The 17533-nt window shown below is 37.3% G+C and carries 13 protein-coding genes; 4 read left to right on the forward strand and 9 right to left on the reverse strand.

The window, feature by feature from the left end; translation table 11 throughout:
- Window positions 1–47 precede the first annotated feature (47 nt).
- Entirely contained in the window at window positions 48–1154 is a 1107-nt protein-coding gene (locus tag ACFX5U_RS16055) for a hypothetical protein (protein WP_400261418.1), read from the reverse strand.
- Between the two features lie 294 nt (window positions 1155–1448).
- Here ACFX5U_RS16055 and ACFX5U_RS16060 point away from each other — a divergent pair, with 294 nt between their 5' ends.
- The 3 genes from ACFX5U_RS16060 to ACFX5U_RS16070 all read left to right on the forward strand — a co-directional run bounded on the left by ACFX5U_RS16060 (window position 1449) and on the right by ACFX5U_RS16070 (window position 3418).
- Window positions 1449–1832 carry a hypothetical protein gene (locus tag ACFX5U_RS16060; protein WP_400261419.1) on the forward strand — a complete coding sequence of 128 codons (384 nt, stop codon included), beginning with the start codon at window positions 1449–1451 and terminating at the stop codon, window positions 1830–1832.
- 94 nt (window positions 1833–1926) lie between these two features.
- Window positions 1927–2469 carry a hypothetical protein gene (locus ACFX5U_RS16065; RefSeq protein ID WP_400261420.1) on the forward strand — a complete coding sequence of 181 codons (543 nt, stop codon included), beginning with the start codon at window positions 1927–1929 and terminating at the stop codon, window positions 2467–2469.
- 727 nt (window positions 2470–3196) lie between these two features.
- The gene (locus tag ACFX5U_RS16070; RefSeq protein ID WP_400261421.1) at window positions 3197–3418 is read left to right on the forward strand and encodes a hypothetical protein; all 222 of its coding nucleotides are present in this window, start codon (window positions 3197–3199) and stop codon (window positions 3416–3418) included.
- Window positions 3419–3470: 52 nt separating this feature from the next.
- Here the strand turns inward: ACFX5U_RS16070 and ACFX5U_RS16075 are convergent, their stop codons facing one another.
- From ACFX5U_RS16075 to ACFX5U_RS16090, 4 genes are all read right to left on the reverse strand, one after another.
- On the reverse strand, window positions 3471–4664 hold the full coding sequence (locus tag ACFX5U_RS16075; RefSeq protein ID WP_400261422.1) for a TlpA family protein disulfide reductase: 1194 nt from the start codon (window positions 4662–4664) through the stop codon (window positions 3471–3473).
- Between the two features lie 10 nt (window positions 4665–4674).
- Window positions 4675–6033, reverse strand: coding sequence for a RagB/SusD family nutrient uptake outer membrane protein (locus tag ACFX5U_RS16080; RefSeq protein ID WP_400261423.1), 1359 nt, complete (start codon window positions 6031–6033; stop codon window positions 4675–4677).
- 27 nt (window positions 6034–6060) lie between these two features.
- Window positions 6061–9414 (reverse strand): SusC/RagA family TonB-linked outer membrane protein, encoded by a 3354-nt coding sequence (locus ACFX5U_RS16085; RefSeq protein ID WP_400261424.1) that lies wholly within the window; start codon window positions 9412–9414, stop codon window positions 6061–6063.
- 95 nt (window positions 9415–9509) lie between these two features.
- A complete protein-coding gene (locus tag ACFX5U_RS16090; protein WP_400261425.1) occupies window positions 9510–10112 on the reverse strand; it encodes a hypothetical protein in 603 nt (200 codons plus the stop codon).
- A gap of 924 nt (window positions 10113–11036) precedes the next feature.
- On the opposite strand from ACFX5U_RS16090, the gene ACFX5U_RS16095 reads away from it, so the two are divergent.
- Window positions 11037–11402 (forward strand): hypothetical protein, encoded by a 366-nt coding sequence (locus ACFX5U_RS16095; protein WP_400261426.1) that lies wholly within the window; start codon window positions 11037–11039, stop codon window positions 11400–11402.
- A 433-nt stretch (window positions 11403–11835) separates the two neighbouring features.
- On the opposite strand, the gene ACFX5U_RS16100 is transcribed toward ACFX5U_RS16095, so the two are convergent.
- The 4 genes from ACFX5U_RS16100 to ACFX5U_RS16115 all read right to left on the reverse strand — a co-directional run bounded on the left by ACFX5U_RS16100 (window position 11836) and on the right by ACFX5U_RS16115 (window position 17529).
- A complete protein-coding gene (locus tag ACFX5U_RS16100; protein WP_400261427.1) occupies window positions 11836–12798 on the reverse strand; it encodes an Rpn family recombination-promoting nuclease/putative transposase in 963 nt (320 codons plus the stop codon).
- 589 nt (window positions 12799–13387) lie between these two features.
- Window positions 13388–14557 (reverse strand): metallophosphoesterase, encoded by a 1170-nt coding sequence (locus tag ACFX5U_RS16105; RefSeq protein WP_400261428.1) that lies wholly within the window; start codon window positions 14555–14557, stop codon window positions 13388–13390.
- 133 nt (window positions 14558–14690) lie between these two features.
- Complete coding sequence (locus ACFX5U_RS16110; protein WP_400261429.1) at window positions 14691–15878, reverse strand: metallophosphoesterase; 1188 nt, start codon at window positions 15876–15878, stop codon at window positions 14691–14693.
- A complete protein-coding gene (locus ACFX5U_RS16115) occupies window positions 15868–17529 on the reverse strand; it encodes a RagB/SusD family nutrient uptake outer membrane protein (protein ID WP_400261430.1) in 1662 nt (553 codons plus the stop codon). Before ACFX5U_RS16115 ends, ACFX5U_RS16110 begins: the two co-directional genes overlap by 11 nt.
- Window positions 17530–17533: the final 4 nt, after the last annotated feature.

Here is a 17533-nt window from a genome sequence, read left to right on the forward strand (position 1 = left end):
ATACCATCAGAAACAGCTGGAGAGGACTGTTTCTACCTATAAATCGACTACTTCTTAAAGGGAACCCAAGTGTCCCAACCTACATGTGTTAAACTGTTTTTAGTTTTCAAAAATTCTAGAATATACTTATCCTTAATACCCGCCCCCCTAACCAGCATCAGCTGGATGTCCGCTAACTTCATATTTCTTAACAAACCTTCCATAGTCTCCATATGTAATTTCAGTTGTTTTCCATCCTTAAAGTCAGGAAAATCAACCAAAAGCATATTGACCATATAGCTGTCGGATATTTTCACCATCCAGCCATCCAAATTTAACGCCTCAAACACGGATAAAATCTGATCACAACGTACCACTGTTCCATCTGAAAAAATAACATGACGCACTCCACTTCCAGTCCTAATGGCAACAATATCAAAAAATCGGATCAGCTTGTTCAGAATTTTCGGTCCCACACCCGCTACATGAACCAGATAGGAATACATCTCATTCAGCGCTATTTTATTCGGTAATCCCGATGCATCATGTGTAGCAACTGGCACTTCTACTACCTTCTCGACCTCTTTAATTACTTCTTTGATCACCTCCCGTTCCACAATCACCTCTTTAATTACTTCCTCCTTTACAATTACTTCCTTGATCACTTCCTGTTCCACAATCACTTCTTTTATCACCTCGACAATTTCCTTTTCCAAAAAGAAAAGTGCCCATGCCCTGTTTTTTGCAATTAAAAGGGATAATCCAACAAGTACCAAACATATAAAGCTGACTCTCCATATGCTATTCATCCACAACATATCCCAAAATTCCTCCCTATGCCAGATCCATATCGATAAAAAAGCAAGTAAAACGAAAATAGAAGGAACGATTGCACTCACAAAATAACCGAATTTTCCGAGTATACCTTTCCATTTTGAAACAGGTGCATCCAACGCACCAGCAAATACACGACGCATCGCACATATCATCACCACACAGCCAAACAAATACACAGACATGATCAAGCACAACATTAGAAAACCGAAACTCAACATTTCAAGATTATTCCAAGTGAGTTTATAACCCAGTTTATTATAAACAATAGGAAAAACTAGTAGGATTAAAAAATAAAGGAAAATTCTATTTCTTTTGGTAACGGCAATTTCTACGTTCATTAGGTTAATTTCAATTTAAAATAACTGCGAATTTATAATTATTAACTTAAAGATATAATCAAACCATGTAACAAAACTGTTAGTGTGACGAAGATCACATTTTTAACATTCAAGCAACACAAATACCCCTATTTTGTAACAGTAATTAAGATGCAAATCCCCCTATCTTAATGGTAAAACACGTCATTAACGTTCAAAAGCACCCATCTTAATACCTAAGCATCCATTCTGAGTACCTAAATCATTAAATTTTTCAGATTTTTAAAATAATTAAATACAAATAAAAAATCAGATATGAAACAACCTTTTGATGAAGCAGGCGTTGCCTTTGTCCAAGATTATGTACTGGCATTATTAGCTTCAGACTTACTATTGGAGACCCAACTTTTACGCACTGATTTCACAACATGGATGAACAACACTTTTGATCTGCACCTCAATCAGCAGTTACAGATCCAATCCATGTCAAGCACCTTCAAAACAACACTTGCTGATGCTATCGCCAATTGCTGGGAACAGGGATTAGCGGTAGGTTTTACCAAGGAAACCAAAGCAGCAGATGATACACCCGATCAAAAAGAAATCATCGTATTTGGCTTAGACCATAACATCACTGAAAGCAGCCAGATATTTGCCCATCCTTTGATGATCCAGATCCTATACAAATACAAACACTAATCTGTAAAACGTATTGTTCCATCAATCCTGTCGCCCGACAAGTTTGATGGAACATATTAAAGCCAATAAAACTTACTAACCAAAAGAAATAATTATGGAAAGATCAAAACATGAAAATCTATTATTTGAAATACTACAGGACATTGCTCCAGTATCGCCAGACTTATGGAAGAGCTGGCTCGAAGTCGGTGAAATCAAATCATACAAAAAAGGCCGGATAATACATGCACAACTACTAGATTTACATATCGTACTGGAAGGTATCATTATCAAACGCGAGGACAATAGCGACCAAGTGATAGACTTTATCTGCAAAAAGCAGTTCATCATTCATAATGAAGAAGTCGATAAATGTTATTTCGAACTTGACAATGACTCCGTCATGGCGTTCATCAGCAACGATAACTTATTAAAATTAACAAATGAATCTCCCAAATTTAAAGATCATATGAAGCATTTTGGAGGAGAAGTATTGAAACGAAGAACCTTGCGTGGTCGATTCATTGGACTATCGGCACGTGAAAAGAAAATAAAACTATTAGAGCTATACCCAGAAGTGTACAGAAATTGTAGTACTGCAGATAAAAGTTGCTTTTTAGGCATGACATCAAATTATTACAGCAGTATCATGATATAATACTCTCCCTGTTCACTAGCCATCCAAATGTAGGCTTATTCAAAGACTGTAAGTTATTCACTCATCATCAGCAATTTAAAGCAACAAAGTCGTAGTTCAAAACCTACGACTTTGTTGTTTATTTTCTCCACTACTGTAGTTCATTTTCTCCGAATTCATGGTTCTAAACTGCCCTTTCCGCCCCTAACTTTACTTCAGTTGATTGATACAATAATGACGGATGTCTCCTCTCCCATTGGTGGTTAGAAGATTGATTAACATAAGAGATGCAAAGGTGGTGAACTTTAAATATAGAGAGCGAGAAACGATTATAATTATAATAGCCGTAACGAAAAAAGTTCACCCCTAGCATCCAAAATTATAAACTAGATAGATAATCATGAAGCGACAACAAACAACCAGTACAGGACAATCTGAAAAGCAGCAAAAAAAAGATTGCTTTGCTAGCTCCATGATGAGCTACAGGTCTATGGCTACGTGCTACGAAACTGCTCGACAGATTGCGGTCAACTGCAAGTCTTTGTCCTGTTGTTGCGCCGGCCCGGTGCGCGATGCACAAGGGCGTCGATACGCAACATTCCCCTCGGGTACTTCCAGAATGTTTTTGGTCCAATAAGGAGTCCTAAAGCCAAAAAAAGCAGCCTCCATTTGGAAGCTGCAGGGGCCAATACCTTGATCAAGTATTGTGATCAATTCATAAACCTAATATTAATTAAAATTATGCAAAATGGCACTATTTAAATTAAATAATCAAAGTTTACCAGCAGATCCACTTAGTTATTCTATTCCTGCAACAATTCCTCCTTGTAGTGGTAATAATCAAATCTGTACGATCAATGCAACGGACGATGGTTCTGGATATCCAGAATTAAATCTTTCGGTCTTGTCCGAAATGGTAACTGCTTTGAATACTCGTACCAGTACGACTAACGTAAAACTGAAGGCTTAACGACAAATCGTTAAAACTTTAAAAGGCCGAAGCTAAAACTTCGGCCTTTCTGCTACTTACCCTTAAGAATTAAAGAAAGGATTGATTTTTTTTCTACACTTAAATCAAACCCACTACTTTCCAACACCTTTCTCAAACTATTAAAATCCTTAACAGCACCAGGAATAATTAGAGTATGTTGATCTTCTTCAATTAAAATCGGTGGAAAATCCACATTAAAAATCTCTAACATCATCATCCAAACTACCAATTCCGTTTTCTTCCCGTTATTTGAAACACTATTTAACATCCTATTTCTACTTTTCCTAACCACCCAAACCGTTGCATCATGATCATCTAGTCTCGCAATTACCCCGAGGCGATTAGACAGATCGATAATAATCGCGTTATACAATTCCGACTTATCCATTGTTAGTGGCCAAGTCGATTCATAGCAAAAGCTATACTTTTGAAGCCAAACAGACATCGGCATAGTATCTGGTTTTATATATCGCTCTACATTGGGAGCTTCGACTACAATACGTTCTTTTTTCATTAATGGGAGCTTACTAATTTCATTAAATAAGTAATTAAATGAAGCTATGATAGGTGCATTCACAATCTTCAATCGTATTTTATCTCCAATTGTATCGAGCCTATAACTTGTAGTCCCGCCATTAACAAATGACCCTAACTTACTCTCAAATACATTTTCGTGAGTTACAAGAGTATCATCAATGCTTTTAAAAAAATCATTTTTCATTGGCCAATTTGCCACTGAATTTCCTTGTAGTACATGCTCAATATTATTTTTTGTCACCATATCTCCCATCGTGATGGCTATTAATTTTCCTTTATAAATCCATACCACATGAGAAACTGTCTGATAAGGAAATATTGATCCCAGATCTTTATCTTCTATTCCTATAGGAAGTTCATTTGCTTTAACATAGTCGTTTTTTCTAAAAAATGATGCAACTCGATCTTCTTTCTCAATTGTAACTGGAACAATCTGTATCTCATCTTTATACTCCTGTTGCACAAGATTATGTTCGGGTATAGCTTCAATACAGGAAGTGCAAAATGTTGTAAAAAAATCGATGATTAAAAGTTTGTCTTTGAATTGATCTAAATTTATAGGCGCTCTTCCCATTAGTTTAAGCTGTCTATTTAAATCGATTTTCGTCCCCAACACCGGGGCTACCTGAGCAAAACTAGATTTGCTGAAAGTAAATATGATCAGCAATACAATGATATATTTTTTCATATTGATTATTTTAGCGTTTATTCTGAATGATTTCTGGAGCATACTCCATTACAGTTGTCGGAATTAAAAATGCAAATCTTAAGTCTCCTGCATTTAATTCGTATACTGATCCACTAAGGATTCTTTTTAACTTAATTTTTTGGTCACCGCTATTCCAGCGGCGAATGTCAGACCATCGCAGGTTACGCATAATTAAAGACTTACGACGTTCATCCCTAATTTTTGCCAATATATCAGCTTGGTTATTAGAAGTAAATGGCAGATATGTATCTTTCACCCATCTACTCAGCATCAATTTATTGAACACTGCAAGGGCTTGGTTTAACTTATTATTTTGTGCCAATGCCTCTGCATAGTTGAAATAAATCTCATCAAGCGCGATACCTGCAAAACAAGAAGCATTTATATCTCCATCATAGCGTCCCTTAAATTCGTAAGTTCCATTATTATTATTCTTAAAATAAATAGATCGTCGCAAATCATTCGGCAAATAAGAACGGTACAGTGTACTATCTACTTTTGAAATACTTGGACTCAAGCAAGTACTCGTTAAAGTGGAAGCATGAAACAAAACTTCTTTATTAAATCGACCAAAAGGGTTGCTCAGATTTTTATTGACTCCGTTATAATCCAATAGTTCAACACCATAATTGATCACCTTTTTTGCAGAAGATTCAGCTAACTGAAAATCGGAAATGATAAGACCAATACGACTCAAAGTAGCCCATATCGCTAATTTTGTAGGTCGTGTTTTGTAAATAGAGTTTTCTGGAAGTAAAAGAACGGCGGCATTTAAATCGGTAATGATTTGTTTGTAAGTCGTTTCCAGATCTGAACGAACTGAAGGATAGTCAATAGTAGGATTTTCTCTAAGCGCCAAACCCAGTGTTTTACTAGCAGAAATAGGACTATAAGGAAGAGTGAAAACTGGTGCCAATTGTGACCAAGCATAAGCTCTGAAAAACAAAGCTTCCCCCTTCAACCGGTCATAACGTTCTGCATCTACACTTCTATTAGTTTTTACTAATAAAGCTAATACTTGGTTAGCAACCAAAGCTACTTTATATGAACTAGACCATTGATTAGTACTAAAATTTGTATTTGGCGCCCAGATGTAAGTGTCTCGCTCCACAATATTGGTTATAGCCGTATAGTTAGCGTCCATCAAATAATAGTTATCCGAAGCCACTTCTCCCGCAACTGGATATCTGGAATTCATCGTATTCCGATCATCTAATAAGGCATCGCAATCATCTAAAGAATTAGGTACGACCATTTTTTCATCTGGTTTAATATCCAAAAACTTTGTGCAGGAAACAGAGACAAGGCCTACTAATATAATCAGGTATATTATTTTAAAATTTTTCATTGTTTCAGTTTTTTAATTGTTTGCTGTTTATAGATCAACTTTTACACCTAAAGAAATCGAAAGCGGCAATGGTACAGCGTCTCGGTATTCGGGATCGACACCTAATTTATTGGCCTTCCAAATCATCATATTCATATTCTTAACAAAAGCATTGACAGATAAATTTTTAACGAATTTAATTTTGTCAAAGTGATAAGAAATAGAAATGTCCTGTAACCGGATGTTGTCCCCTTTTACCACTCGAGCCTCTGACTTATTGTAAAATTCATCTCTAAGCGGATTAATAGGATACGCAGATGATGGAATATTAGTAAACAGTTCGTCGCCTGGATTTTGCCATCTTCGATCATAATCACTATATCCTAATCGGTACATCGCCATCATATCGTCTGAAAAACTCTGTTGAAGAAAAAAGAATTTTAAACGGGCTTGAATATTGAATGAAATCGTCAGATTATTGATCGCAAATTCATTTTCCAGCGAAGCGTAATAAATAGGCCTACCCGGCCCTATGAATTTCAATTGATCCATAGGTCCATACAATATTTTCGAATAATCAGTAGATTTATTACCATCCAGATAGCCCATTGGGTCACCATTTTCAGGATCAAGCCCTGCAAATGGAAAAACAATAACCGCACCTTCATCATAGCCCTCAATCAGATAAGAGTTTGGAGATCCTGATTGGGAGGCAACGCTACTTGCATATGGCATTTTGTAAGGGTATGAGCTTACTGACGTGCGATTACGACTAATCAGTAATCGAATATTCCAATGAAATCCATTGCTAATGATATTACGTGTGTTTAGTGTCAATTCAAACCCCTTAGCTTTTAACATGCCTCCATTCTTACGCACACCTTCAAATCCTGTAGTAGGATCTACCTGAATCTGTGCAATTAGATCTTTTGAAGTCTTGTGGTAGTAATCAAAAGAACCTGCTATACGTCTGTTCAATAAACTAAAATCTATCGCCATATTTATTGTCTCAATTTTTTCCCATGCTAAAGAGGGGTTTGCAGGAGAAGTAATTGATGCATTGGATAAGCCAGTAATATTGTCTGTTCCATTGTAAGAGATAAGTGGTAATCCGCTAAATGATGGATTTGCACGTCCTACAAAGCCATAACTTGCCCGAACTTTCAATAAATCAAATAGATCACTTTTGAAAAACCTTTCTTTATTGACAACCCAACCTGCCCCAACAGACCACAAGGGCTGCCACTTATTATTCACGCCTGCACCGAAGAGATTGGAAGCATCTTGCCTAAAGCTACCCGAAGCCAAGTATTTATTTTTGTAGCTATAATTCGCATTACCAAAATAGGATAAAAAGCGATTGGTAAGACCTTCTAAATTTATTCCATTAGGAATTTCACTACCGCCAAAACCGAGATTCATTAAAGGATAATTCACTGAATAATCCACCAATTGAAAATTCAGGTTATCTTTATTATAGCCATATAGCATGGATGAATTTGATTCATAATGTTTTTGACGCACCTCTGCGCCTAATATGGCGTCGATCCTATGTGTTTTAGCATGAGACTCCCAGAAATGATCTGCTTGTAATCTAAAAGTTTGACTCTTAGTATTAAAATTGGCAATTTGAAGATTGTCACCTACAGGAATTGGTCTTTTCAGAATACTGTTTTCATCCCATTGGGTATAAAAATTCACTAAATGTCTAGCCCAAAAAGAATTGATACCTGACCAGTCCTGCAATGTATTTGTGATATTTTGATAACTGTACGCTGCATTAAATTTAAGATTAGGCCATATCTTATAGCTTAAATTTAAGTTAACCATCAAATCTTTTGGTTCTGCAGTCTGACTATTATCTTTTATCTCTTTTAACGGATTATAGCTCCAGTCCAAAAGCTTTCCATTTCCTGCTGTATCTCGAAATGTACTACGTATCGGTACGATATCTACATTGATCGGATTGCCTTTATCATCTACCAAACGCAAGTAAGGCCATTCTAGCCCATTTGCATTTGCTGATCGGTAAGCAATAGGCTGATTTGCCGAGAAATCCCTTGCTTTGACACTGGAGAAAGTAATATCTGTATTTAGTTCCATGTTCCTTATAGGGATCACCTTTACAGCAGACTTGACGGTCATTCTATTATTAGAAGAAGTAATGACCGAATTTTTACTATCATCCAACCCCAAGGATAATCGATAAGCGATCATCTTATTCCCTCCCGAAAGACCTAGCGCATACTGCTGCTGATAGGTCTGCCTATACACATATTTATAATAGTCATCTCTTACATCATAGGTTCTATATTTGTTAATTTGTTTATCTACTTCCTGTTGGGTTATTTCTCCATTTCGCAGTCTACCAAGTAACTCTACTACAGGACTGAGTGTACTATAGCTATAAGTATCCGAAAGACGATAATCAAAATATCCATTACTAAATAATTTGGTCTCATAATCGATAAAACTATTACTATTCAGAAAAGGTAGCTTATAGATATCTGGTTTTTTCGCAAGCGTCTGATTTGCGGTGAAAGAAAGACTGAACGGTGCATTATAGTTCCCTTTTTTTGTTGTTAAGACAATCACCCCTCCACCACCATAGGCACCCCAAATCGATGCTGCGACCGCATCTTTCAAAATCGTGACATTTTCGATATCATTAGGATTGATATCCCGTAGATCACCATCAAAAACAACATTATCCAGTATAATAGTACGTGTTGCTGAACCAGAAATTGCAGAGCGCCCGCGGATATCAAAATTATACGGTCGCATACCGGAATATGTTGTTCTATCTAAAAATAATTCATCCTTATCAAAACGTAGACTCACACTAACATTTTCTAAACGATCCATAATATTGGCACCAATTCTTTTATTCAGCTGACGGTTATCAATCAGTTCGAAGCTACCAGTCGCGCGTTCTTTTGGTATCTTCTGATAACCAGTGGATACTACATCCACCTCCTCCAATACATTCTCTACGGGTATCAATTTCACAGTTAACGATACCCCTGCGGTATAATTGATTTCAGCTGTCTTATAACCAACGTAACTGAATTTAATTTTCCCTTTTCGATTCTTGACCAGTAGTCGGAAATTCCCATCTTCGGAGGTTCTAATCTGTAGATTTTCATCTTCTAATCGGATTGATACACCCTCCAAAGATTTACCATCAGTAGAGGATACTACACGCCCTGCGAGTTCCTGTTTTTGCCCATTCACCCCGCTATCCTTGCGGGGCGCCTGAGCATATAAACTAACCATAAAAGAGTTTAATATCAGGGTCAACAACAGCATTTTGCTCAACAGCAGCAAGCCATCTTTCCTATGTTTACATAGCTTCCGGAGATGTCCCCAGAGCTTGTTTATATGGTTTATTTTTCTTTTCATAATTTGATTTTTTAGGCATAACACTTCCCTTACCCTTTTTCAGGCTATGTTTTACTCCTGTTTTACAGGGGCGGAAAGATTAGAATACTTTTTTCTTAAATACTTGCAGCCAGTCTATTTTCTACTGATGCTGCTACCCTAACTTGGTTTGTTTTCATGATCATCGTTGGCTGTTCTTGCCAGATGAGCTCGACGGATTCGCCGCGTTTGGTCATGATCTGCCGACTGTCTTTTACGATGGAAAGCTTCTCTACGCGTACATCTAACTGAAAGTGCTCGTTCAGATCATTAAGGATTCGTTGTCGATATTCTTCCCTTTCGGTATTGGCAGGAACGCTGAGCTCATAATCGAATAGATGCTTTTCACTGCTGGGACAGATTTTACAGGGAATATATTTGGCTCGTTCGTATCCATAAACAATGATTTGCTCTGTCGGAAAATTGGTAGGCAATCCTAGCGCAAACAAATAGCATTCATAGATAGCCATATGAGCCAGCGATATACGGAGTACATCCTGTCGGTCATCGCGCACGACAGCACTGTAAGAACTTACTTGTTCTTTGGACGGATTCAGAAACGAATAATAGCGTTCCTTCGGTCTTCCTTTGACAAGACTTTTCAGCGCATGTGCATGCCTCCCTTCATAAGGAACTCGTACTTGTTTCCTAAGTGATCGCTCTGGTAAAAGTGTTATCATAATTGGTTTTTTAATAATTGAAACACGGTTTTTACGCAAAACTGAAGACATTTCTTCCCTTGGGGATAGCACATAGCTCTCCCTATTGCAAGATATTTGCATTATTTTAAAAGTTTCGTTGAAGGCGAATTGGATGGTATAGCCTAGGTACTACACAGCCTGTTCAACCGCTCAACAGTTAAAAAATAAGGTGAAAAAATGCAACTATACGTCTTCGTGCTGGTTATAATTGGTCTTCAGTATTGCATTTTTAAGGTATTCGAATAAAATCCGATTCGATAAAATATAGAATATCTATACATTTATGAAGCGTAATTATTGTTTTGCAAAAAATATTCATTACTTTTAAACTGTGAGATTTAAAGGAACAAATGTTTAATTGTTTATGGCATAATAACGCTAATACGAATCGGAGAAACCACTAGAAGCTAAGCTATTATAATGGCTATTTACCATTATTGTGTGCTTTTACCTACCCTATCGGGTGGATATGCCCCTTTTGGTTTTTAATGTATAACAAGTTATTCCGGTTGTCGGATCTTGTTTTTAAACAACGCATTGATAGCGCTGTGCACAGCACGATCCTGGATCAGCTGAAACATGGGTGGATTTTTGGACTCTTTTCTTTTCATCATTTATTTGGTTAAAATATTTGGTTAATGAAAATAAGTCTCGTGCGGAAAGTCGTGACGGCTTGATATAAAAAGGCAAGCTCCACTATTTTCCACCTAGAACCGGGTACGGCAAAGAACCCAAGACACAGTTTCCAATAGGGAGCTTGCCCCTTCTAATTGTAAAAGTACAAAAAGTATGGGGGTTCGCAAACCCTACTGTCTCGTGTCTTTTGAAATTTGCCGTTTCGATTCCGAGACTACAACCAGATTTAACTGATTGATATTCAAATATAACGAATTAAGATTAAACATGAAAAATAATATTCACGAAATATCAGAATCATCTGATTATAAAGACTTTAAATTTAAATCATTTAGAGAGTACCTATATAATATCATAAAAAAGAGCACATTAAGTAAAAGGACAAAAGAGGATACCAAAGATAAAGTACAAGCTTTGATTGCTGAAAATGGGGGTGATAAATTCTTCGGGAAAATGTTCTATATTACTTTAACTGAGCTCGAAAAAGATATAGATATTGCTTGTGAGGACTTGTTTTATGACTATGAGTATGAAGGAATGAAACCACAGGACGAGAACGCTAGTAAATTTTCAACTTTTGTATCAGGCATAAGTTTAACTGACGGAGAAATAGCAGCTGCCATTGGTTTCTAACGGAAGTAGGATAAGCAGAGTAAGAAATAATACTGATGAAACCGATTTTTATCCTTATCAGGTATATGCCCTTGCAAAAATATCAAACATTCTACCCAGCCAACTCTTCGAATACTTTTACGGCGATGGCGAGCGTCCAATGATAGGATTATTTCCTAAACCTGTTGCTTAAGACGTAAGTGAGGGGTAAAAGCTATCGGTATCATGGATGATGCGCAGACTTTAGTTCTAGCTTCCTTATCTAATAACCTGATAACGTTAAAAAACGGCGAGCGTCCAATGATAGGGTTGTTACCGAAGCCATCTGATGGAGATAAAAGTTAGGGATAAGATAATCGTTGATTACCGACGTAAGGTAAAGAAGATTGACCTATAACAGACAGAGCCGAATGGTCATCCATTCGGCTCTGTCTATTTTATGGTAGTAAATTATTTATAGTTTTTCGATTTTGCTGCGCAGAGTCCTCCGGAGTTCTTCGATAGAAAGTTCTAAAATTTCACTAATCTCGTCTTTTTCGATACCTCTAGCGAGCATTTTCCTTGCTGAAGCGAGATTCTCAGCATAAGCCTTAGCCTCCGCTTCGGTACGACCATGTTTCTCACCCTCTAATCGACCATGCTTCTCACCCTCTAATCGACCATGCTTCTCACCCTCTAATCGACCTTCCTTTTTCGCGTATGCCAACGTATTAATATAATCACGTTTTCGATCTATGCTGGATATGTATGACATCTGTTCATCAGGCGTTAATTTTGCCAGTTCTCCTACTTCAAAGATACGAGAGAATATTCTTTTATCCAAATAGTTAGGCAATTCATCAATCTCATCCAAGTGCTTCATCAGATACATCCATTGATCCATGATGGTAGGTAAATCGTTCTTGGATTTATTAAAATTGGGTAGTACAAGTAGCTTATAGCTCAACTTGGGGTATAGCACTTCCTGATCAAACTCATCCATAATCTTGGCGCTATAATAGTACTTTTCTCTATTTGAAATATCGAGACGAAAACCTAAGACTGCAACAAAATAAATGGGCGGTAACTCATAATTATTACCTTCCTTACCTTTTTTAGCTAAACGACTAATGGTACGCGAGGTGTAACTAACTGCTCGATCAAAAAAGAAATCTTGATTTTGCAACTGCATCTCCACAAGAAAAACTTCCCCACTGGCACCAACACAACGAAGATCAAAAACGACCTTACGCTCACTCGGCTCATCACCATCTTCCTCAACATTACTATATTGCAAGTCGATAACAACATGTTCACCTTCTAAAAGACTGTTCAGAAAATTAATCAGGTTGCCCTTGTTCTCTTCGCGACCAAAATAAAATTTCCAACCGAAGTCACTTAAGATATCGATGTACTTCGAAAGATCATTTCTCTTCATGCTCATAATGATATATAATTGGTTATCAATATAAAAGTAAAAAATAAAATTCATAACGCCAATAAATTTAGCGTTAAAACTAAATTTATTATCAATGCATAGATTCACTACTTCGAATTCATGATGATTAAGATTTGATTTTTATCGGTATCATGGATTGTCTTGTGGACAATTTTACGGCAATGGTGAGCGTCCAGTAATAGGATTACCAAAACCAGCTGATGGAGATAAAAGTGATGGATAAGATGATTGTTGATTACCGACGAAGGTAAAGCAGATTGAACAATAACAGACAGAGCCGAATGGTCAGATGATCATTCGGCTCTGTATATTTTATGATAGTAAATTATTTATAGTTTATCGATTTTGCTGCGCAGAGTCTTCCGGAGTTTCTTCGATAGAAAGACCTGTTCAATTTCCATTTGCATGCCTTAACGTTTCCCAAAGGAAGGAATCCTGACCAAGCACAATACAACACAGATAAAAAAGAACTTGTAAAAAATGCCCCCCATATTATCTAACTTTTTAGGAGGCATTTCAGACCCCAATAGGCACTGTATATTTACGAAATAATGTCTTACTTTGATTGCTATAACTTCTTATCCATCAAAACCTCTCCTTTCGTATCTAATACTTTTACATTCACTTGTCCATCTTGGATATCTAGGCGTGTAGCACACATTGCTCCCTGTACCAACTGCGGAAAATTATTATTGGCTACATGTTTCTCATGATATTTAAACTGGTGCGTATGTCCCGAAACCACCAAGTCTACATTTGCTTTGTTTAATATCGGTAGAAATTTATCAACCGCATCGTACCAACCTGTCCAATTTCCTTCCTGGCGCCACTGTTCACCAACCACTAAAGGGAAATGGGTTAATACGATTCGATACTTTGCTTTTTTATATTCTTTTGTTTTCACGAGTTTTTTTAACCATTCTGCCTGCTCGCTACGATAATTGTCATAATCGGTAATCCCAGCATAAACAGGATGTTTATCAGATTTATCCTCTCCCGAATCTAACATGATGACCATGATATCTCCCATTAAGTAGGAACCATAAATCTTATCGTTGCTTTTTGGGAAAAAAGCAGGAAATATACGCGCCATATCCCCACGCGTCTCATGGTTACCACGTACAAGTTCAAATGGAATGGAGCTTGCAAATTTATTGACGCTGACATCTATAAAAGATGAATAAGGATGCTCACCACCTACAGACATATAATTCATCATATCACCGACATAAAAAAACGCATCACAGGTCTTGTAATCACATAATTCTAACATAGTATCCAACTTATTGGCATCACTATGCGTATCACTTGTGATAAAAATTGAAGCACCTTGCGCCTTTGGATTTATGGTTTTAAAGCTGTACCATGGAGAGGCTATACTATCACCAAAAGTTACCTTATAAGGTTGAAATGATACCATTTCTTTAGATATGATACGGTATTGATAGGTTGTCGCTGGTGCTAAATCATTTGCTCTGATTGAAAAAAAATCGGTATTCGCCTGTTTAAGTCCGTGCTTCGTTTGATAGTACAATACGGATTTATCACCATTTTCTTTTTTCAGCTCAATATAGGAATAGGTCGGTAATGAAGTCTGGAATACAAAAGTAGACCCTTTTTGAGTCACTTCTTGCAAATATGGCCCATGATCTATTTTTAAGCGATCCTGTGCAATTGTTGTTACAGCTGTTAACAGCGCAACAGTCGTTAATAGGGTGGTAAATAATCGAGCTTTCATAAGTTGAATTAATAATTTGATTTTTTAAAATGAAAAGCCAGCACGACATTTTGCAAACTGGCTTCTTTTCATTCGAAATATTGATTCAAATACTCATAAATCAATATTTTACAACACTATAAAAAATGAGCACCTATCTCAAAGGGTTAATCGAAATTTGCTCGACTACCTTTCCTTGTTGATCGATTATTTTGAAAGTACCTTTGTCTTCATTTAAATCGACATCGACTAGGTTATTGTTTGAATTAACAATAACTGGGAAAAGAACCTTTGAATTGGCTTTCTCAATGATATGTTTATGTAAGTGCCCTGTCAACATGACTTGAGCACCAGATTTATTCAGTATTGGAACAAACTTCTTCATCATCTCTTCCATACCATACCAACCACCTAGTGGAGGCATATGACAGATAATCACTTTATATTTGGCATTTTTATAACTAGGTACTGCTATAGCCTGTTCCAACCATTTCGCCTGTTCAGCACGATATGTATCCATATCTACGATACCACTGTATTCGATATCAGTGTCTGGCTTATCTTCACCACAATCTAATACAATAAACGCAGCATCGCCTCTATTAAATTGATAATATAGCTTCCCAGTAGGAGTAGGGAAATATTGAGGATACTGTGTTGCAAACGGTCCACGCGTCTCGTGATTACCTCTTGAGTAATACATCGGCTTTTCGCTAGCAAAACGTTTGATGGCCGTATCCATAAAATCTTTGTACATCTGCTCCTCGCTCAACAGACTACTGGCCATATCACCATTGAATACGACAAAATCCATTTTTGACAAGCTCGCCTGATCTAAAAGATTGTTCATGACTTCATTGCGACCATGAATATCATTAATGACAGCAAATCGTGTACGTGTAGTCGGATTAGAAGTTTTAAACTTATAAGCCCCTTTCGAATACACATCAGATGCAGTCGTCTGACCGTATAGCACATTTGTTCCTTCATGCTTCAGCACTTCTTGACTGTATACCCGATACCGGTACGAAGTCCCTGGCTTTAACCCCGTCAGTTGAACCTGATGTACAGTACCCACATTCTTAAAACCATATGTACTTGCAAAAGTCTTAGGCCTTTCGCTGTGAAAAAAATGTGTCGAATCATCTGGTGCGATCTCCACCCAAGAGATAGCTGGATGATTGGTCGTCCAAATGATATGAACTGTACTATCGGTCAGCCCTTGTAGGTAGGGTTGATGGGTGATACTAACTCTACTGTGCTCTTGGGCTTGAAGTGCAGATCCTACTAGCAAAAACATACTAAAAAGAATGCTTAAAGCAACTTTTCTATTAATTGACATATCCTTCATTTTGTTCTAAATTTTTATTCTTATCCAATTCTGATTGTGGGAATGGTAAATACTTATGATATGGTTTAAAAACACGATCTTCCAACTTACGCAATGATGCATTCTCTGTTGTAGGAATAGTAATAATGGTACGTAAGTCTCGATCATTTTCTTTCATATCAACTGTTCCTAACATCCGATATACAGTACGATTCATTAAACTTTCAGCCAACATTTTTCCACCGGCATCTTTCCAACGGATGATATCTTGACGTCGTAACCCTTCACCTGCCAATTCAATAGCGCGTTCTCTACGTAACAGTGTACGAAGCTCATTTTGGGAAGTATATTGACTACGATTTACCGCGATATGGCCACCACGAATTCTCAACTGATCAATAATATCTAACGCTTCGGAAATTTTTTCGTTTTTCTCAATATTTATCTCCGCAATGGTTAAAAGCACCTCTGCATAACGAAATAAAATGGGACTCGTCGACTCATTGTTCAGTGAAGGTGAATATTGATTGGTTGGAACAATGTATTTGGCCCAAAGCAACCCTGTATGTGACGAATTATCGGCCGCATCCATATAATCAGCATTTGATGTACCATTAATAGTCTTATCTAATGTATTGATAATGCGCGGTTTTCCATTCATACCAATCCAATCCATCCCTGGATATAAAACAGTAAGTGCTAAACGTGGGTCACGGTTAGCAAATGGATGCACTGCATCATAGCCAGAACCTACCTCCAAAGGCATTGAACCTGTCTTCATCTCAAACATATCAACAAAGTCTTGCGTAGGCACCATTGACGCCCAGCCACCATCCTGGTTATTGTAAAGACGAATCATTGTGCCAAATGGATATGTGTTTTTAACATGTTGCAACGCATAGATGATCTCCGGTGACCCCTGTCCATTAATGGTAAACATATGTAAGAAGTCTGGATCAATGGAATATATGTTTAGATCTTGTATAGAACGTGCTGCAGTCATTGCTAAATCCAAATCACCCCAATATAAGGCTGCTCGCATTTTTATTGCAAGAGCTGTACCTTTGGCAATTCGTCCTCTTTGCGCTGGTACAGGGCTTAATGCGGCAATAGCTGCATCCAACTCATCATAGACAAATTTCTTAATTTCATCTACAGAAGCACGTGGTTGCTTAGCTTCTTCTGCAGTCTCTGGAAGACCGGTAATCAAGGGCACACCACCATACCAGATATTCATGTGAAAATAACGCCAAGCACGTATTGTTCGAACCTGTGCTAACAGATCTTCCTTTTCTTTCGAATTTACAAAATCGACTTTTTGAGAATGAACTAAAAATGTATTACAACGACGTATAGTGGTGTAATCATAGTAACTTACGGTCGCACTCTGACTCATCGAACCATTTCCTGTAGAACGATATGAAGCCGAATTACTGAAATTAAATCCAATGTCCGAGAGACAATCGTCAAAAAATAGCGCTGTGCCTCCAGTAGGGGTAGTCCAGTTATTGTAACAAGCTGTGACAGCGCTATGTACGTCAGCTTCTGTTTTCCAAAATGTACCTGGAGACAATTGGTCATAAGGTTCTGTATCTAAAAAACTAGAACAAGACGACAAGGATACTCCAACAAATGTATATAATGCTAAATATAGAGATTTCATAGTA

The sequence above is a fragment of the Sphingobacterium sp. SG20118 genome, from assembly GCF_044740685.1.
GTDB lineage: Bacteria > Bacteroidota > Bacteroidia > Sphingobacteriales > Sphingobacteriaceae > Sphingobacterium.